The organism is Pseudomonas helvetica (assembly GCF_039908645.1).
Taxonomy (GTDB): Bacteria; Pseudomonadota; Gammaproteobacteria; order Pseudomonadales; family Pseudomonadaceae; genus Aquipseudomonas; species Aquipseudomonas helvetica.
The window spans coordinates 4314361-4333104 of sequence record NZ_CP150917.1 but is presented as its reverse complement, the minus strand read 5'-3'; the positions used below and the strand labels follow the sequence as shown (position 1 = coordinate 4333104).

The 18744-nt window shown below is 58.7% G+C and carries 19 protein-coding genes; 15 read left to right on the top strand and 4 right to left on the bottom strand.

What is annotated here, in order from left to right:
* The first annotated feature begins 79 nt into the window (after positions 1-79).
* From AABM55_RS20100 to AABM55_RS20060, 9 genes are all read left to right on the top strand, one after another.
* Positions 80-1519, top strand: coding sequence for a PLP-dependent aminotransferase family protein (locus AABM55_RS20100; protein ID WP_054593319.1), 1440 nt, complete (start codon positions 80-82; stop codon positions 1517-1519).
* Positions 1520-1610: 91 nt separating this feature from the next.
* Positions 1611-2114, top strand: coding sequence for a translation initiation factor 2 (locus AABM55_RS20095; protein ID WP_347927502.1), 504 nt, complete (start codon positions 1611-1613; stop codon positions 2112-2114).
* A 167-nt stretch (positions 2115-2281) separates the two neighbouring features.
* Positions 2282-2536 carry a YkgJ family cysteine cluster protein gene (locus AABM55_RS20090; RefSeq protein ID WP_347927500.1) on the top strand — a complete coding sequence of 85 codons (255 nt, stop codon included), beginning with the start codon at positions 2282-2284 and terminating at the stop codon, positions 2534-2536.
* A gap of 41 nt (positions 2537-2577) precedes the next feature.
* Entirely contained in the window at positions 2578-3183 is a 606-nt protein-coding gene (locus AABM55_RS20085) for an START domain-containing protein (RefSeq protein WP_347927498.1), read from the top strand.
* A 137-nt stretch (positions 3184-3320) separates the two neighbouring features.
* Complete coding sequence (locus tag AABM55_RS20080; RefSeq protein ID WP_054593316.1) at positions 3321-3557, top strand: hypothetical protein; 237 nt, start codon at positions 3321-3323, stop codon at positions 3555-3557.
* 211 nt (positions 3558-3768) lie between these two features.
* Complete coding sequence (locus tag AABM55_RS20075; RefSeq protein WP_019689386.1) at positions 3769-4110, top strand: ribonuclease E inhibitor RraB; 342 nt, start codon at positions 3769-3771, stop codon at positions 4108-4110.
* Between the two features lie 302 nt (positions 4111-4412).
* Complete coding sequence (locus AABM55_RS20070; protein ID WP_103317616.1) at positions 4413-5822, top strand: circularly permuted type 2 ATP-grasp protein; 1410 nt, start codon at positions 4413-4415, stop codon at positions 5820-5822.
* A gap of 12 nt (positions 5823-5834) precedes the next feature.
* Entirely contained in the window at positions 5835-6785 is a 951-nt protein-coding gene (locus tag AABM55_RS20065) for an alpha-E domain-containing protein (protein ID WP_347927496.1), read from the top strand.
* Positions 6782-7582 carry a transglutaminase family protein gene (locus tag AABM55_RS20060; RefSeq protein WP_347927495.1) on the top strand — a complete coding sequence of 267 codons (801 nt, stop codon included), beginning with the start codon at positions 6782-6784 and terminating at the stop codon, positions 7580-7582. The genes AABM55_RS20065 and AABM55_RS20060 overlap by 4 nt, the downstream gene beginning before the upstream one ends.
* 52 nt (positions 7583-7634) lie before the next feature.
* Here AABM55_RS20060 and AABM55_RS20055 read toward each other — a convergent pair whose 3' ends face one another.
* Together AABM55_RS20055 and AABM55_RS20050 are read right to left on the bottom strand one after the other, a co-directional pair.
* Positions 7635-9125: an aldehyde dehydrogenase family protein gene (locus AABM55_RS20055; protein WP_347927493.1), complete on the bottom strand. Its 1491-nt coding sequence runs from the start codon at positions 9123-9125 to the stop codon at positions 7635-7637.
* 146 nt (positions 9126-9271) lie between these two features.
* On the bottom strand, positions 9272-9943 hold the full coding sequence (locus AABM55_RS20050) for an HAD-IA family hydrolase (protein WP_347927491.1): 672 nt from the start codon (positions 9941-9943) through the stop codon (positions 9272-9274).
* Positions 9944-10256: 313 nt separating this feature from the next.
* On the opposite strand from AABM55_RS20050, the gene peaA reads away from it, so the two are divergent.
* The 4 genes from peaA (at position 10257) to peaD (ending at position 14828) form a co-directional block, all read left to right on the top strand.
* Positions 10257-11837 (top strand): quinohemoprotein amine dehydrogenase subunit alpha, encoded by a 1581-nt coding sequence (peaA, locus tag AABM55_RS20045; RefSeq protein ID WP_347927489.1) that lies wholly within the window; start codon positions 10257-10259, stop codon positions 11835-11837.
* A 93-nt stretch (positions 11838-11930) separates the two neighbouring features.
* Positions 11931-13361, top strand: a complete 1431-nt coding sequence (gene peaB / locus AABM55_RS20040) for a quinohemoprotein amine dehydrogenase maturation protein (RefSeq protein ID WP_347927487.1) — start codon at positions 11931-11933, stop codon at positions 13359-13361.
* A gap of 1 nt (position 13362) precedes the next feature.
* The gene (gene qhpC / locus AABM55_RS20035) at positions 13363-13686 is read left to right on the top strand and encodes a quinohemoprotein amine dehydrogenase subunit gamma (protein ID WP_054596428.1); all 324 of its coding nucleotides are present in this window, start codon (positions 13363-13365) and stop codon (positions 13684-13686) included.
* A 23-nt stretch (positions 13687-13709) separates the two neighbouring features.
* Entirely contained in the window at positions 13710-14828 is a 1119-nt protein-coding gene (gene peaD / locus AABM55_RS20030; protein ID WP_347927485.1) for a quinohemoprotein amine dehydrogenase subunit beta, read from the top strand.
* Positions 14829-14920: 92 nt separating this feature from the next.
* On the opposite strand, the gene AABM55_RS20025 is transcribed toward peaD, so the two are convergent.
* Together AABM55_RS20025 and AABM55_RS20020 are read right to left on the bottom strand one after the other, a co-directional pair.
* On the bottom strand, positions 14921-15322 hold the full coding sequence (locus AABM55_RS20025; RefSeq protein ID WP_347927483.1) for a lysozyme inhibitor LprI family protein: 402 nt from the start codon (positions 15320-15322) through the stop codon (positions 14921-14923).
* Between the two features lie 81 nt (positions 15323-15403).
* A complete protein-coding gene (locus AABM55_RS20020; RefSeq protein WP_054596431.1) occupies positions 15404-15793 on the bottom strand; it encodes a GFA family protein in 390 nt (129 codons plus the stop codon).
* Positions 15794-15973: 180 nt separating this feature from the next.
* Here AABM55_RS20020 and AABM55_RS20015 point away from each other — a divergent pair, with 180 nt between their 5' ends.
* The gene (locus AABM55_RS20015; RefSeq protein WP_347930068.1) at positions 15974-17329 is read left to right on the top strand and encodes a DUF2599 domain-containing protein; all 1356 of its coding nucleotides are present in this window, start codon (positions 15974-15976) and stop codon (positions 17327-17329) included.
* Between the two features lie 60 nt (positions 17330-17389).
* Positions 17390-18616 (top strand): DUF2599 domain-containing protein, encoded by a 1227-nt coding sequence (locus AABM55_RS20010; RefSeq protein ID WP_054596432.1) that lies wholly within the window; start codon positions 17390-17392, stop codon positions 18614-18616.
* The last annotated feature ends 128 nt before the right edge of the window (positions 18617-18744 follow it).

Genomic DNA, 18744 nt, shown 5'->3' with positions numbered 1-18744 from the left:
ACTGTCCCAGTACACTTCTAAACTGTTCCGGTAAAGTTTCACACAAGAATAAAATGCCCGTGAAATCGAGTGCTGCGTCATGACCAATCTCTTGCTCTATCAACGTATCGCTCAGCAATTGGCTGAGGATATCCGGCGTGGTGTCTATCAGCCCGGCGAGCGCGTGCCTTCTGTGCGCAAAATGAGCTCGCAGCTCAATGTCAGCCACGCGACGGTGCTTCAGGCATATGCCAACCTCGAAGATCAGGGGCTGATTCGCGCACGCCCACAGTCGGGTTACTACGTCCACCAGACCCCGGCATTGACCGCGCCGACGCCGGATATCGCGCGTGTCGAACGTCCCGGCCTGGTCACGCGCAGCAGTATCATTCAGCAAGTGTTGGTCGAGTCGCGTCGCGAAGGGGTTTTCCCGCTAGGCGCTGCGGTGCCCAGTGTCGACTATCTGCCGGTACGGGCACTGCACCAGCAATTGGCCAAGGTCACGCGGTTTCACAGCCCGCGGGCGTTCAGTTACATGTTCAGTCCGGGTTTTGAACCGTTGCGTCGCCAGGTGGCGATCCGCATGCGTGATGCCGGTGTAGTGGTCGACCCATCGGAAGTGGTCATCACCCATGGTTGCGTCGATGCGCTGCAAATGTCGTTGCGCGTCCTGACGCGTCCTGGCGATCTGATCGCGGCTGAGTCGCCGACCTACTACGGCTTGTTGCAGCTTGCCGATTTGTTGGGTTTGAAAGTCATCGAGATCCCCAGTGACCCGGCGACGGGCATGAGTCTGGAAGCCTTGCAACTGGCCGCCAACCAGTGGTCGATCAAGGCGTTGGTGCTGACCACGCGCCTGAGCAACCCACTGGGTGGCACCATGCCGGAAGAGCGGCAAAAACAGCTGCTGCGTCTGGCTTCGGACTTCGATATCCAAGTGGTCGAAGACGATATTTACGGCGAACTGATGTTCGAGCAAGGCCGTACCAAATCGCTGAAAGCCTATGACCGGCTGGATCGGGTCATCTATTGCTCAAGTTTCTCCAAGACCCTGTCACCCGGTGTGCGCATCGGCTGGATGATTGCCGGCAAGTACCAGCAGGAAATCCAGCGGCTGCAGACCTTCAGCACCCATTCGGCGTGCAGCGTGACGCAGATGGGGATCGCAGCCTATCTGGAGAACGGCGGCTACGATCGTCATTTGCGCTACATTCGCCAGGAATACCGCAAGAACCTCAGCGCCTTCCAGTTGGCGGTACAGCAGTATTTCCCTGAGGGAACTCAGATAACCCGGCCCACGGGTGGCTTCATTCTATGGGTCAGCCTGCCGGGGCGGGTCAATACGCAGGAACTGCATGTCCGTGCGTTGCAGCAGGGCATCAGTATCGCGCCGGGGCTGATTTTCAGTAACACCGAACAATTCAATCACTGCATTCGCTTGAACTGCGGCACGCCGTGGAATCGTGAGGCCGAGCGGGCGCTGATGACACTCGGGATGCTGGCCACTCAGCTTTGTCAGGAGACGGCTGGCGGTTTTTGACGTGCACCGGGGGCTGGATTGCTATGCGAGCTTGTCAGGAGCCTTACAACAAGCGAGCATATGGCCCTCTGCCGTTAGCGCTGTAGTGTTCATGAAAGCGATTTTTCCTGCTGGTTTGATGTTGGCGTGCCTCTTGAGTGTCTTCATGCCGGGTAGCGCAATGGCTGCGGCCGCCCCGGATAAAGGGGGCATCAGCACTTCTGAGGTGAAGGCAAAGCCCGTTGTGCCGACAAAAAAACACATACCAGCCAAAAAGGCCGAAGCAGTAAAGAAGCCGAAGTCACAAAAGAAACGCCCACCCATTGCCTCAAAATCAAAATCCGCGAGCGAGGTGGTCAGAACCACGTACTTGCCTCCAGCCAAGCTGGATTTGAGCCTGCCGCCGGACATGGTTAAGCAGTTACAACCTGTTGGCACTGTTCCGCTAGTCAAACATGCCCCTTTGCTGCCGCCCATGTTTGGTGAAAAAATCAAGGCTGACAGCCCGTTCCAGCTTAACGGTCGCCTGCTCAGTAACGAAATGCAGTTGCAAATGCGCAAGGAAGAGCACCGAGAGGTCGACGGTGCGGCACTGGAATTCCAGTTCAAGCAGTAAAATCGCACATTGCTCTGTGACCCGCGCACCTGACGCTTGGTCGGAGACTGGTCAGTCACGCGTGTTTGAGCGAAAAACCTCTATCCGGCCAATTTCAAACGGCTGTTTTAGCGGGTACTCTAGTCCACGTTATCCAACACATTACCCGTCGCGAGGAGCGTGTCGTCATGAACTGCCGTGAAGGCTGTGGCGCCTGTTGCATTGCCCCTTCCATCAGCACACCCATCCCCGGCATGCCAAACGGCAAAGCGGCGGGAGAACGTTGTGTGCAACTGTCTGTCGATAATCTGTGCCGTATTTTCGGCAAGCCTGAACGGCCGGCGGTCTGTGGCGCGTTTCAGGCGGATGTCGAGGTGTGTGGCAACAGCCGGGAAGAAGCCATCAAGTTGATCGGTTGGTGGGAGAAAATGACCGCGGCGTAGTGTGTTCAACGAACGGAACTTCAACAATAAGGAATAAGACTATGGGTTCGCTGCATCGTATCGCTGTGTTGTGTGGTTTGACCGTTCTGTTGGCCACGACAGCCCAGGCCGAAGACTGGAAAACTGCCAAGGATGAGGACGGAATCAAGGTTTCCCTGAGTGAAGTCGCCGGGTCTCAGTACAAGGCCTACCGCGGTGTGACCGTAATGAAGACCTCCGTGGCCAAGTTGCGCGCGCTTCAGGAAGACGTGCCTGGCGCGTGTGCCTGGATTCATGAGTGCAAGGTGCAGAAGTTGCTCAAGCACGAAGGCGATCAAAGCTGGACCTACACGCAGTTCAGCACCCCATGGCCGGTGACTGCGCGTGACTCGGTATTGCACGTGACTACTGTCGAAGGCGCCGATGGCAGCCTGACGCGTAAGCTTGAAGGCGTACCGACCTACCTGCCTGAAGAAAAAGGCTTTGTTCGTGTCACCCAGGTCCAGGGTTTCTGGAAACTTGTTCCAAAAGGCGCGGACCAGGTCGAAGTGACCTATCAGGTTCACACCGAACCAGGTGGTAGCGTGCCGTCCTGGCTGGCCAACAAGTTTGTGGTCGACGCACCCTTCAATACCTTGAAAGCCCTGAAAGCACGCGCCGAGAAGTAATGCCGTGCTTTTCGCAAAGAGGCTGCCAACCGGCGGCCTTTTTCATATCAAACCGATGGATTCAGGAGGAACGATTTTCCGGTATTCGGGGTCGAGATGTTGTAAGCCCATCTGTGGGTTTTACCAAGGAGGCACCGATGCAAAAGTGGGAAGTCACCTTCGTAGATGATCACGGCGTGCAGACCGTGGAGCAATTCGATTGCGAACAAAAACCCACGATGGAGCGGGCCGCGCAATTGATTCGCTCAAAACTCCTCCCTGTTCCGGCCGAGCTCGATCTCAATGATCTGGAGGGGCGAACCGAGGACCCGACGGTCAAAAGCCTGAAAGATCAGAACAGCATTGAAATTCTCAGTATCACGCCAATTGCATAACCACTTGATGCGACTCGCAAACAGGCCTTGGCAGCAACTCTGACTTGGGGCTACTCTGCAAACGAGATCAGCGAATGGATCGCTAAGGTCTGGTCTTGTCAGCTACATGCTTGTTTCCCGGCGGCAATTTGATTGCCGTATCGCCCTCACCATTCGGTTGCGGGCGCAGGGAGTACGGAAAGTCTATCCATCAGTTTGAGGAGGACGTTTCATGAGCACAGCCTATCAAGAAGACATCAGCAGCAGTGTGCTGCGCCGCATGAAAGAAGGCGGTTTTGATTTTTCACGGTTCCATCCCATCGAGTTCTACGCCATTTTTCCGGATGAGGAGCGGGCACGCAGGGCGGCAGGGCATTTTCGCGGTGAGTCCTTGAATGCGCAGGTCAGCGTGCGTGATGACGGTGCCTGGCATTTGGAGTTGAGCAAGGTGATGTACGCCACTTATGGCGGCATCGGTGACTTTGAACAGGACTTTGAGGCGGTGGTCGAGCCTTTGGGGGGGATTATCGAAGGATGGGGCGTCAAGCAGGAGGTACGAGGGCTACTCGCATAACACTATGAACAGCGACAACACTCAGCAACGGCTGACCTCAGGGTTGGCCGTTTTCGTTTTCGGACATTGAGAAGTCAAAGGATCGCAACCGCACACAGGCCGTGAAATCAACTCTGGCTAGGCGGGTATTGACCATGAGCATTGCTTCGCAATGAAGCGGGGGACGAACGGGTTGGGGCATTTACTGCACAGGATTGGTGCGGCGTGTCTTCGGTGATTAGCCAACCGATTGATAGTAAAGCGTTTATGCCACTGGCACGGGCCTTGCGAAGTCCAGGTGTCCGGGTGACAAGGAGTACGGCATGATCCGCACCTATTTTGATGAAATGTACGACGCTGGCGGCCTGGTCCGCCCGCACTATCGGGAGTTCGCCCGTTGGTTAGCTGAAACGCCTGACGAGCTTTTGGCACAACGGCGACGCGAGGCCGATCTGTTATTTCATCGTGCCGGGATAACCTTCACGCTCTATGGTGATGAGCAGGGGACAGAGCGCCTGATTCCCTTCGACACCATTCCCCGCAGCATCCCCGCCAGCGAATGGCGGATCGTTGAGCGCGGCTGTATTCAGCGGGTCAAGGCATTGAACATGTTCCTCGCCGACCTGTATCACGAGCAGCGCATCATCAAGGCCGGCATCATCCCGGCCGAACAAGTGCTGGCCAACGAGCAATACCAGCTCGCCATGCAAGGGCTGGATCTGCACCGCGATATCTATTCGCACATCTCTGGCGTCGATCTGGTGCGCGATGGCGACGGCACGTACTACGTGCTCGAAGACAATTTGCGCACGCCCAGTGGCGTCAGCTACATGCTCGAAGACCGCAAGATGATGATGCGGCTCTTCCCCGAGTTGTTCGCCGCCCAGCGCATCGCGCCCATCGATCATTACCCGAACCTGTTGCTCGACACGCTGAAAAGCTCCAGCCCGCTGGACAATCCGAGTGTCGTGGTACTGACTCCCGGGCGCTTCAACAGTGCGTTCTTCGAGCACGCGTTTCTGGCGCGGGAGATGGGCGTGGAGCTGGTGGAAGGCGCGGACCTGTTTGTGCGCGACGACAAGGTGTTCATGCGCACCACGGACGGGCCGAAAGCCGTCGACGTGATCTACCGTCGCCTCGACGATGCTTTCCTCGATCCGTTGGCGTTCAATCCGGATTCGATGCTCGGCGTTCCAGGACTGCTGTCGTCCTATCGCTCCGGCAATGTGGTGCTGGCAAATGCCATCGGCACCGGTGTCGCGGACGACAAGTCGGTTTATCCGTTCGTGACCGAGATGATTCGTTTCTACCTGGACGAAGAACCAATCCTGAAGAACGTGCCGACCTGGCAGTGTCGCAACCCGTCAGAGCTTTCTCACGTGTTGGCGAACCTGCCTGAGCTGGTGGTCAAGGAAACCCAGGGTTCCGGTGGTTACGGAATGCTGGTCGGGCCCGCGGCCACCGCCGCCGAAATCGAAGCGTTCCGCGCACGCATCAAGGCCAAGCCCCACGCGTATATCGCCCAACCGACGTTGTCCCTGTCGACCTGCCCGACGTTTGTCGAAAACGGCATCGCGCCGCGGCACATCGACTTGCGTCCATTTGTCCTGTCTGGCCGCGAAACCCGGGTCGTACCCGGTGGCCTTACCCGTGTAGCCCTGCGCGAAGGATCCCTGGTGGTCAATTCGTCCCAGGGTGGCGGAACCAAGGACACCTGGGTGGTCGAGGATTGAAGGAAACCTGCCATGTTAAGTAGAACCGCCTCGGATTTGTACTGGATGTCGCGTTACCTGGAACGGGCGGAAAACCTCGCACGGATGCTCGACATCAGTTATTCGCTGTCATTGATGCCGCAGGATGGGCGCGGCGATGGTCTGCACGAATTGGCGATGCCCTTGCTGATCACCGGCACGCTGGACGATTACCTTGAGCGCCACGGTCAATTGCATGCCGAGCGTTTGCTGCACTTCTTCGCCCTGGATTCGGCGAACCCGGCCAGTATCTACAGTTGTCTCGGCGCCGCGCGGGCCAGTGCTCACGCAGTACGTGGGCGGATTACTGCCGACATGTGGGAAAACATCAACGCAACCTGGCTGGAGATTCGCGGTATCGCCGAACAGGGCCTCAGTCGCTATGGCATGAGCCGTTTCTGCGAGTGGATCAAAGAACGTTCCCACCTGTTCCGGGGCGCGTGCTACGGCACCATCATGCGCAACGATGCCTTCCGTTTCATTCGCCTGGGGACCTTCATCGAAAGGGCCGACAACACGCTACGCCTGCTCGATGCCCGCTACGAAATGGCCGGTGATCAGGCCGAGGCGGTCAGCGATGGTACGGCCCACGCGTATTACCAGTGGAGTGCGTTGCTGCGGGCTTTGTCGTCGTTCGAGGCGTACACCGAGATCTACCGCGACGCGCCTGGCGCGAGGCACGTCGCCGAGCTGTTGCTGCTACGTGCCGACGTACCGCGTTCGCTGCGTGCCTGCACTGAGGAAATCGACCAGATCCTCTCCAGCCTGCCGGGGACCAATGGCCGTCCTGCGCAACGTCTGGCAGCAGAAGTGGATGCGCGGCTGCGTTACACCGGTATCAACGAAATCCTCGACGAAGGCCTGCACGCCTGGCTGACCGAGTTCATCCCGCTGGTGCGCCAGTTGGGCAACGCCATACACAGTTCCTATCTGGAGGCTGCATGAGACTTTCCATTAGCCACGAGACCACCTATCACTACGAAGATCAGGTGCGGGCAAGCATCCAGTATTTGCGATTGACGCCTCACGACAGCGAGCGTCAGCACGTACTGAGCTGGCAGCTCGACCTGCCACGGCCAGTGCGTGCGCAACTCGATCCGTTTGGCAACATCCTGCATGTGCTGACGATGGACGAGCCGCATGAGGCGATCATCATCGGCGCACAAGGCCTGGTGGACATCGATGAGTTGCGTGAGGCCGAGCATGAGAGCCAGTCAGCTCTGCCGTTCTTGCGTTTCACTCGACTGACCGAGGCGGATGAAGCGTTACGCGCATTCGCCGAGAAGCAATGTCACCAACGGCGCGATCGCACAGCGTTGATCGACTTGATGCATGGCCTCAACCAGCACATGACCTACACGCCGGGCTCCACCGAAGTCGACACCAGCGCCGCTCAAGCGTTCGCCGGGCGCGCCGGGGTCTGTCAGGATCACGCCCATGCGTTTCTTGCCTGCACGCGCAGCCTGGGGATTCCAGCGCGGTATGTGTCGGGTTATCTGTTCAGCGAAAATAGCGAACACCTGGCCAGTCACGCCTGGGCTGAAGCCTGGCTCGACGACGCGTGGTACAGCTTCGATGTCACCAATGAACTGGCCAAGCCCGAGCGTCATCTGAAACTGGCGGTGGGCCTCGACTATCTCGATGCCTGCCCGGTACGCGGCATGCGTCGTGGCGGCGGGGAGCAGATGCACGCCAAGGTGTTCGTCGCGCCGACGCCGGTGATCTCAGTGCAACAGCAGTAGCCCGTCCCTGATCGTTCCCGCGCCCGCGTGGGAACGATCGATAAGGGTTGTTTTAGAGTTTGATCAACACCGATTTCAACTCGGTGTAATGCTCGATCGCCGCATACCCCATCTCCCGGCCCACGCCGGACATCTTGTAACCGCCAAATGGCAGTGCCGGGTCGAGGGCGCTGTGACAGTTAACCCAGACCGAACCGGACTTGATCCGGGGAATCATCCGGTGCACGGCCGCCAGGTCGTTGGACCAGATACTCGCCCCCAAGCCATACGGACTGTCATTGGCCATGCGCAATGCATCGGCTTCGTCATCGAACGGAATCGCCACCAGCACCGGGCCAAAGATCTCTTCCTGAACCAGCGAATGCTTTTGATCGACGTCGACAATCACCGTCGGTTTGACGAAGAACCCGGGGCCGAATTGCTCACCGCCACAGGCAATGGTCGCGCCGCTTTCACGGCCCATTTCAATGTAGTTGTACACCCGCTCCTGCTGGCGCGCCGAGATCAGCGGGCCCATGTCAATGCTCGGGTCCAGGCCATTGCCGAGCTTCATCGCGTTGGCGATGCCGGCAATGTCGGCCACCACATTGTCGAAATGTTTGCGCTGCACATAGAGCCGCGAACCTGCGCAGCAGACCTGGCCCTGGTTGAAGAAGATCGCGCTGGCCGCCCCGGTAGCGGCACTGCCGAGGTCGGCGTCGGCCATGACGATGGTCGGCGATTTACCGCCCAGCTCCAGGGTGACCCGGGTCATGGAATCCATGGCGATCTTGCCGATCTGCTTGCCGACGGCGGTGGAGCCGGTGAAGGTCAGTTTGTCCACTAATGGGTTATGGGTCAGCGCAGAACCTGCGCTGATCCCGGTGCCGGTGACCACGTTGAATACCCCACTCGGGTAGCCGGCTTGCAGCACCAGCTCGGCGAGTTTCAGTGCGGTCAGCGGCGTTTCATCCGCCGGTTTCAGTACCACGGTACAACCGGTCGCCAGGGCCGGGCCGAGTTTCCAGCAGGCCAGCAGCAGCGGGAAGTTCCAGGCAACGATGGCGCCGACCACACCCACCGCTTCACGGCGGATAAAACTGTGGAACTGATCATCGGGCATCAATGGCAGCGAAACTTCGACGCTGGAGCCTTCGATCTTGGTCGCCCAACCCGCCATGTAGCGCAGGAAGTCGATGGACAACTGCACGTCCATGACCTGCGCCACCGCCGCGCTTTTACCGTTGTTCAGGCATTCCAGCTGCGCGAGCAGTTCAGCGTCGCGTTCCATCAGGTCAGCGAGTTTCCACAGCAGGTTTTGCCGCTCCCGAGGTCGGGTGCGGGTCCAGGCCGAATCATCGAACGCATGACGCGCGGCGAGCACGGCGCGATCGACGTCGTCTGGCGTAGCCTTCGGGACAACGCACAGCACTTCGCCGGTTGCCGGGTTGTGCAAGGGCATGGTCTGGCCGTCGGCGGCCTCGACCCACTCGGCGCCGATCAGCATGCGTGGGGCGCGCTGGATGAACGCCGAAACGGCAGGAAGCAGATAAGGGAGTGGCATGGTAAGACCTCGTCTTGTTCGTGTGACGAGGTCTTTCGCAACGGTTGTGCCAGTTTGTCGAAGGGCTGTATTTGGCGGGGTTCAGGGCCAAAAGCAGCAGAGAGGAGCGCACGGCGTTGTTGCAAACTGAGACACGGGTGAGACAGCTATAACCCTTGACGGCTCAACATGCGATCAATCACCGCCCACAGCTGCGGATCGTCAAAGTCCTCGATCACCAGATGCGCGCCGGCTGCCAGCAGCGTCTCGCGGCGTTGGCTGGTCACCAGGCCCACGGTGAAAATCCCGGCGTTCACTGCCGCTGTCAAGCCGGGGATCGAGTCTTCGAACGCCAGGGTCACTTCGGCGCTGGCCTGCAAACGTTCGAGGCCGGTGAGGTAGGGCAGGGGATCGGGTTTGGCGCGGGGCAGTTCCTCGGCGACCACGATATGTTCGAAACGCTCACGCAGGCCCAGTGCTTGCAGCATGTGATCAGCGTTGGCCCGTGGCGCGTTGGTCACCACGGCGATGCCGATGTTTTGTTCCTTGGCGAAATCCAGTAAGCGCACCAGCCCGGCAATCGGTGTCAGTTGCGGCGACAGTTCACGGAAACGCACTTCCTTGCGTTCGGCGAACGCTTCGTGCTCGGCCACCGAGCGGTCCGGGAACAGGTAGCGACACATGTTGGCGTTGGCCTGGCCACTGACGTGGGCTTCGAACTCGGCTTTGCTGAAGACCCGACCATCCTCCTCCAGCAACAGCTGTTGCAGCGCCAGCAGATGGAGCGCATCGGTGTCGGTCAGGGTGCCGTCGAGGTCGAAGAGCAAGGCATTGAGCATGGCGCAGTTCCCGTAGCTGAAGCGGTTAAGCGGATAGCTGGCCATCGTATACGCAGGGCGTCATCTATGCTCGTCTCAGAGTGCAACAGTTGTCGCGATATTAGACGCCGCGGACCTTTTTCAGCAGTGATCAAAATCCATTGTTTATGGCTAATTGATTGATTTTAAAGGCTATTAATAAGCTGGCACGCTCCGTGTATTGCTCCTTCGCAGACGTTTCTCCTGCCTCCGTCAGCGACCGGCTCGCCGACGGCAGAGACCCTGAAAACGATCATTCAAAAAATAAGAAAGCACCGTGCGAGGTTCGACGTTGATGAAGAGAAAACTCCGATCAGGCATGAGCGCCAGTCTGCTGGCGCTCGCTGCGTGTGCCGCCCTGCATGCTCCGCAAAGCATGGCGGCGCGTGACGCCCAAAGCATTCTCAAGGAAACCTGTCAGGGCTGTCACACCCCTGAAGCCGGCAATGCCTTGAGCCGTATCAGCCACCAGCGCAAAACCCCCGAAGGCTGGCTGATGAGCATCGCCCGGATGCAGACCATGCATGGTTTGCAGATCAGTGATGAGGACCGTCGCACGCTGGTCAAATACCTCGCCGATACCCAGGGCCTGGCACCGAGCGAAACCGATGGCGTGCGTTATGCGCTGGAGCGCCGGCTCAACACCGTCGAGCATTTCGATGACCAGACCAGTCAGATGTGCGGTCGCTGCCACTCCGGCGCGCGAATCGCCCTGCAACGGCGGCCTACCCAGGAGTGGGAACGTCTGGTGAACTTCCACCTCGGCCAATGGCCGTCCCTGGAGTACCAGGCGCTGGCCCGCGACCGTGACTGGTTCGACATTGCCCGTAAAGACATGGTGCCGCTGTTGGCCAAGCGCTATCCGCTGGACAACCCGGCCTGGAAAAACTGGCAGAAAACCGCACCGAAAGCCGACGCGCTGGTGGGCGACTGGAGTTTCAGCGGCCACTTGCCGGGCAAGGGTGAACTGGCCGGCGTGATGAGCGTCAGCGCCTCGGGCGCCGACCAGTTCAAGGTCACGGTCAAAGGCCAATACGCCGATGGCAGCCCGTTCAACGGCGACGGCAGCGCGATTCTCTACAGCGGGTATGAATGGCGCGGCAACGTGACCATCGACGGGGTGGTCATGCGCCAGGTGTTTGCCGCCAAGGGCACTGAGCTGCAAGGCCGGATGTTCGAAGCCGAGCACGATGAACGTGGTCTCGACTTTATCGCCGCCAAACAGGGTTCCAGCCGTTTGCTGGCGGTGCAGCCGGGTTACCTCAAGGCCGGCAGCGAAACCGAGGTGACCCTGATCGGCAGCGGCCTGCAAGGCACGCCGAACTTCGGCAGCGGTGTGCAAGTGGCGCAAGTGCTGGAGCAAAGTCCGGAGCGCATCAAGGTCAGGCTCAAAGCCGCCGCCGACGCCAAGCCGGGCGCGCGCGAGGTCACGATTGGCAACTTGAAAGGCGCGACGCTGGCGGTCTACAGCCAGATTGCCGAGGTCAAGGTGGTGCCGGAGTTTTCGGTAGCGCGGATCGGTGAGGGTGGCGGCTCGACGCCGAAAGTCCAGGGCCGTTTTGACGCCGAAGCCTGGGGCAAAGGCGTCGATGGCAAGCCGTACCGCATTGGTGTGTTTCCGGCGCAATGGAAGGTCGAAGCCTTTGATGATCGCGCCAAGGAAGATCAGGACGTCAAGTTCGCCGGCACCATGCAGGCCGACAGCGGCGTGTTCACCCCTGGCGATGCCGGGCCGAACCCTGCGCGCAAGATGTCCACCAACAACGCCGGCAACCTCAAGGTGATCGCCGCCGTCGACGACGCAGGGAAATCCCTGACCGGCGAGGGCCACATGATCGTCACCGTGCAACGCTGGAACAATCCACCCATTCCCTGATTTGAAAACGTGAGCTGGCTGACGTAACGGTTTCGGACACTTTTCAGGAATGACCGCAGGCCTCGCCAAACGGGGTTTGCACAGGAGGTTGTAATGGGCGCCATTTTGAATCTGGTCGAGCGCAATCTGCACGAAGTGCATGTCGATGCCGACCGCATGCTGTTCCATATCCCCAGCAGTTCGCTGTTCGCCAGCGATGAGCTGACCGGGACCATCATCGATACCTTGCGTGGTCCCGGCTGTTCCTCGGAGGACTTGATCGAGCGCTTGGCGGCACGCTTCAACGGTGAAGAAATCAGCGAAACCCTGCGCGAGTTGATCTCGCTGGAACTGGTCAGCGACGGCTCGCCACTGACCCCGGACATCGGCACCAAACGGGTCGAACGCACGGCGATCAACACCGTGGTGCTCAACGTCAATACTGGCTGCAACCTGAGCTGCACCTATTGCTACAAGGAAGACCTCGACAAGCCATCGGCCGGCAAGAAGATGGACGTCGACACCGCCGTCGCGTCAGTGGAAATGCTGCTGCGCGAATCCCCTGACGAAGAGCGTTTCACCGTGGTGTTCTTCGGTGGCGAGCCGTTGAGCAACCGCAAGCTGATCGAGTACATGGTCGATTATTGCGAGAAGCGTTTTCGCGAGGCCGGCAAATTCGTCGAGTTCGTCATGACCACCAACGCCACGCTGCTCACCGAGGAAACGGTCGACTACCTGAATGCCCATCGCTTTGGTTTGTCGGTGAGTATCGATGGACCGAAAACCGTGCACGACCGTAACCGCATCACCGTGGGCGGGCAGGGCACCTATGACGTGGTTCGGCGCAAGGCCGAGATGCTGCTGTCGCGCTACAACAGCCGCCCGGTTGGTGCACGTGTGACCCTGACCACTGGCGTCACCGACGTCGAAACCATCTGGGATCACCTGTTCAACGAGCTGGGTTTTGCCGAAGTCGGTTTTGCCCCGGTGACCTCGGGTGATATCAGCAGCTTCAACCTGTCCAGCGACGAACTGATCGAAGTTTTCGCCAACATGAAGAAACTCGGTCGGCGTTATCTGGAAGCGGCGCTGGAGCATCGCAATATCGGTTTTTCCAACCTCCACCAGCTGATCACCGACATCCACGAGGGCCACAAAAAAGCCCTGCCGTGTGGTGCAGGGCTGAAGATGCTGGCGGTGGATCACAAGGGTGAACTCAACCTCTGTCACCGTTTCACCGGCTCGTCATTGCCGACCTTCGGCAATGTTCACAGTGGCGTGAAACAGGTCGAGTTGAACGACTTCCTGTCCCAGCGCCTGGACCGGACCAACACCGGCTGCGAAGACTGCCAGATCCGCAACCTGTGCTCCGGCGGCTGCTACCACGAGAGCTACGCCCGTTATGGCGACCCGACTCATCCGACCTATCACTACTGCGAACTGATGCGTGACTGGGTCGACTTCGGCATTGAGGTCTACACCCGGATCATGGCTCACAACCCTGCGTTTATCAGCAGTTACATCACTCCGCGCAAGGCTCACTGATATGAAACATCTCAAGGCAATCAATAACAAAGCGCAGAAGCTCGATCAGGCCGCGGCCGAAAACCGTATCGAAGAAGTCGTGGCCATGAGTTCCGTCGCTGGCTGCGCCTCGACCACCGATCCGGGTTGGGAAATCGACGCCTTTGGCGGTGTGTCGTCGCTGTGCCAGCCGATGGAAGCCGACCTTTATGGCTGTTCCGACCCTTGCTGGTGGCCGGCCCAGGTTCCGGACATGATGAGCACCTACCCGGACTGGAACAAGGACGCCCAAGCTTCCAACGAGAGCTGGCGCAACCTCGGCACCGTGTTCCCTAAAGACAAGTAATCGGACCGAAGAAGGATTCCTGCATGCGCCTTATCAATGCCTGCGGCCTGGCCGCTTCCGCCATCCTGAGTGCCTGTTCACTTAGCGTTCTGGCCGATGAAAACACCGTACTTCAAAGTGGTCACGAGTACATGCTGACCACCAATTACCCGAACAACCTGAACGTCATCGACCTTAAAACCGACAGCCTGTACAAGACCTGCAAACTGCCGGACGCCTTTGGCCCCGGCACCATTCAGTTGTCGCCGGACCGCAAGACCGCGTACGTGCTGAACAACCATTACGCGGATATCTACGGTGTCGAACTCGACAGCTGCAAGCAGGTGTTCCACGCCAGCATCACCCAGCAACCGGGGGAGAAGGCGCGGTCGATGTTCGCGTTCACCCTCAGTCACGACGGCAAGGAGCTGTACACCGTCGCCAACCCGACCTTGATGCTTAACGATCATTACGAAGTGCAGCCACCACGGCTGGATGTCTACGCCACCGATGCCGGTATGAGCGCCAAACCGCTGCGCAGCTTTCCAGCACCGCGCCAGTTGACCATCATGCAAAGCGGTGATGACGGCACGTTGTATGTGGCGGGGGCGGACATCTATAAGGTCAACGTGAAAACCGGCAAGTTCGACGTGCTGATCCCCAGTCGGCACTGGAAACGTCCGAACTACAGTGCACCGGACGTGCTCTACGTGTGGAACCAGCAGACGTACCGGCATGACTTCTCGCTGCTCTACACCACAGCGAAATTCAAGGACAAGAAACAGGACCCGGCCACTGCCGAAAACCTCTATGGCCTGTTCAGCATCGACCTGAAAACCGGCAAGACCGAAACCACCGATTTCGGCCCGCTGACCGAGATCTACTTCAGCGGCATGCGCTCGCCGAAAGACCCGAACCTGATGTTCGGCGTGCTCAATCGCCTGGCCAAGTACGACATCAAGCAGAAGAAGCTGCTGCAGTCGGCAAACCTGGATCACTCCTACTACTGCATTTCCTTCAACAAGGACGGCAGCAAGATCTACCTGGCCGGGACCTTCAACGACGTGGCGATCTTTGATGCCGACAGCCTGAAACAGATCGGCAGCATCAAAATGCCGGGGGGCGACATGGCGATCACCACGGCGCAGGTGTTCGTTCGGTAATCGCGGTGCCTGCACGGACGCTATCGCGAGCAAGCCCGCTTCCGCTCTGGATCGGGCTTGCTCGCGAAGAGGCCCTTACAGACGCTCGAGCATCAAACCCCGGGAACCGGGCAACTCAGGTCACCTTCCTGGCACTCGAGGTAAGTCTTGAAGGCTTCGACACGTTTTAGCGTCAGCCCGGCCAGGCAGTTGCTGTAGATCATCGGGTAAACGCTGCCGCCAGCCACCCCGGACGCCGAGAACTCGCACTCGGCATCGCGGAACGCCACCCAGGCACGCTGTGCACCGACCAGCAGTTTTTTACTCTCGAGGTTGTCCTTCAAGCGGTCATTGATCTGCTTGTAGAGGGCGTTGAGCTGGGTGTCGGCCTTCTTGTAATCCTTGGCGGCACACTCGCTCATCGTGCGTTGGTCGGCGGCATTAGCGCAGTCGTCGGCGTGAGCGAAGGGCGCCAGCAACAGCGGCGCAAGTGCCAGTAAAAAACGTGGAGGCATGGAAAGCTCGCGTGGGTCTTCGAGGAGTTGAATAGGCTGATTGAAGTGCAGTCGCCACACTTGTGCAACCCGTGGCGGTGGTTATTCGGCAGACTCGGTCATTCCTTCATAAGCCAGCCATGGCACATCGTGAGAGGTCCAGATGTGTGCCTGCGGCGTCATCTGCGGATCATCATCAAGGGTCGCCACCCGCACAATTACATGCGGCTGAGCCAAACGCTCGGCCACCAGGTGCGAGCCGCACTGCGAACAGAAGTGCCGCAGCTTGCCGGGCGAGGACTCGAAGGATGACAACTTATCCAAACCTTTGACCCAACGAAAATGCTCGCGCATGACCCCGGCCGTCGAAGCGAATGCCGCCGCATGCGCCTTGCGACAGGTATGGCAATGGCAGTGGCTGATCGGCATGTCGAGGCTGTCGAGTTCATAGGTGATGGCCTTGCACAGGCAACTGCCGTGGAGTGTTTTCATGCTGATTCATCCTTTGAAAAGTGGTGCTTTGCGTAGGGTATTTCTTTTAGGGCGATCGGATAAGTCCGAGACGCGCCGACTAAAAAGCTCCAGTGACAGGAACACATGCCGGGTTTGGTCTACGCTGCGAAACTGGAAATCATCATCCAGCACTGCGACAAGGAGGTCTGCATGCGCCCTATGGCATGTGCGCCAATTATTCTGGCGTTCACTTCTACCTTTGCGTTATCGGCGATAGCCGCACAACCCGCCCTCGATCCTATCGAGACCCTGAATCGAATCAACCGCAACTACAACACGCTGAATAACGACTGCAAGGAAATCGATTCCGGGGCCGCGCGCGGTCATTATTATTGCAGCGGCGTGACGCTGCGCATGGTCAATGACGGGCCTTTCAATCCCTGGGATTACAGCCCTTATGCGATCAAGATCGGTGCGACCTCTTACTCCTGGATTCGCAAGGACCTGAGCACCAGCATTCTGATTCATCCCGCCGGTTTCATCATGCGCACCCCAACGGATGCGGCGGCGTTGAACCGGCCGGTCAAGGAGCAGGGTTGGACCTGCATCTATGCTTTCGATGGCGGCACCGGACCGGAACGCAAGTGGTATGGCTGCGGCTTCTTTGACAGTAAGGAGCCACCCAGAAACGCCCAGGGCACGCTGAACAACAAGAATGCCCAGTGGGCTTACGGCACCTGTGCCGAAGTCGGGGTCACCACCGCAGAAAAGTGGAGCCAGCAATACACAGGGCTGTTAAAGGGCCCCATCCAGTCCAGCCAGTGTTCCTGGAATGCCGAAAAACCCAGTGATTGGAATGCCATGATCCGGGTGCATGAGTCCCGTGCAACCACCACCATGAAGGACCCGTTTTCGATCAAGACCCAAGTCAACGAGTTCATGCTCAAAAACGCTTCCGCCACCAACGATGGCAGCGAGAACATGAAATACATCGATGCCTTCATCTACAACGTCAACAGCACGCAAAACTTCGCCACCCGAGGCGATCAGGCGCCGCCCAAGCCGGAAGACGGTCTGAAGAGTGCGCGCAACTTCCAGAAAAAATTGAATGACCAGGGCTACCCAGTACCGATTCTGCGCCTGGACTTCACCAAGCCCCCAGAGCAGCGCTTCAGCTACGTGGCCGCCGATCAGGTGATCGCACTGAACACCAACGCTCCCGTTGACCCGGTCGTCAGCACACCGCCCCGTCAGTACATCGCGTCGGCCAACTGGGTCAAACGCTACGACCCCGGCACCCGCAAGGATGAATGGACCTTGAGCGTCGTACCCACCGCCGAGGGGCGGGCGCTGCCGAGTAATCAATTGAGCGCGTTGTACGACGAACTGTTCGCCATGAAGGGCAGCGACCAGAACTGGCGTGAAGAAGAAAAGTCTGCCGGCAGCATGCGTCAGCAACTGAACTGCGTGCTGGTCAATTACCGCAGCAAGACGCCGTGGAACCTGGAGCCTTTCAGGCCCACTGTTTCAGACAGTGAAGCGAAAGCGGCCGGTTGCAACCCGGTCCCGCGCTGAACGAGAAGGACATGACGGCCTGCACTGGCCGTCCCGTTTCAACCACCAGGAGGGATCCCTATGAAAGGAATCAAAGCACCCATTGCCAGCGCTGTTGCCATCGCTGGCCTGTCATTTTTTTCCACGGCCCACGCCGATTTGGGCAGCGATACGGTTACCCGTCTCAACCAACTCTATAACGACACCCGGCAAGATTGCGGCGGGCCATCCAAACCGGCGTTTCTGTGTTCGGGTGTGCTGTTTCGGGCGACCTGGCCTTCGACCGATTACCAGTTCTACAGCATCAGCCCGAAAAGCCAGGCGAGTGGCGGGGTATCCGCCTCGTATCTGCGCAAGGATTCGAAGTTCCGCAAGCTGGCCTATGGGCTCAAGAGCGGCTTCATTTTCGACACCATCTTCGGTAACCCCAAGGACCATCAGGATTACGCCGTGTTGTGTTCGTTCCCGATCGATGCAGCCACCGATGATCGCGGGCAACAAGGTTGCACCGACTCGCGGCGAACCCCCGGCAACGTGGAAAAATTCTGTCACGAACAAGGCGTGGCCACTGCCGAGCAATGGGCTGCCAATTACCAGCAGAACAGGGGGGATCATTCACGCCAATGCTCATTCGACGTACGTGATGAACGCAACAGTGCCTCGGGCCCGGCCTTCTACCAAAGCATCCGCGCGATGAGCAAGATTGCTGCCGAATCGTTCGGCACCCAGAACGAACTGCGCTTGGCCAAGTGGGAAGAGAGTCCGCCGAAATCTCCATCGATCCTTGCACTGTTCTATACCGAAGACAGCGGCCTGGAGGGCGCCCGGCTTAATCAGATCCAATGGTACAAGGCGGTGCAGCAGCACTTGCCGGTCATCAACATGAAATTGCCGCAAACCCCTCAACAAGACGCAGCCTTTGTCTACGACAGTAAAAAGCAGGTGATCTACCCCACGACTGAAAAGAACGGCTGTGATCGCTACGTACAAAGCGCAAGCTGGGTTGAGCGTGACGACCCGGGCTTTGGCAAGAAGGTCATGACCCTAGAAGTGACGCCGACCGATTGCGGCAGAAAGGTACAGGACGGCCAGACCAACAACTTCTTCAACGAACTGGCTGCCGATCACTACCTGGACGCGAACTGGAAAGACAACCCGGACAACCGTGACAGCAACATCGGCAGCATGCGCCGCCAGTTGGTCTGCCATTTCAACATTGCCCGCAACAAGCCTGAGTGGAACCTGGAACCTTCCAGACCTTACACCTCCAATGAAGACTCCATCGCCAAGGGTTGCAACAACACCTGATACGCAGACAGGCAGTGAAGATCGACCCCAATGGCGATTGCGCAACCTGAAGGCTGCGCAATCGCCATTGGGGCCTGGTGTTGATCACAGGAGGTGACGCATGAACCCGGCGGCAAAACCTGGCGGTC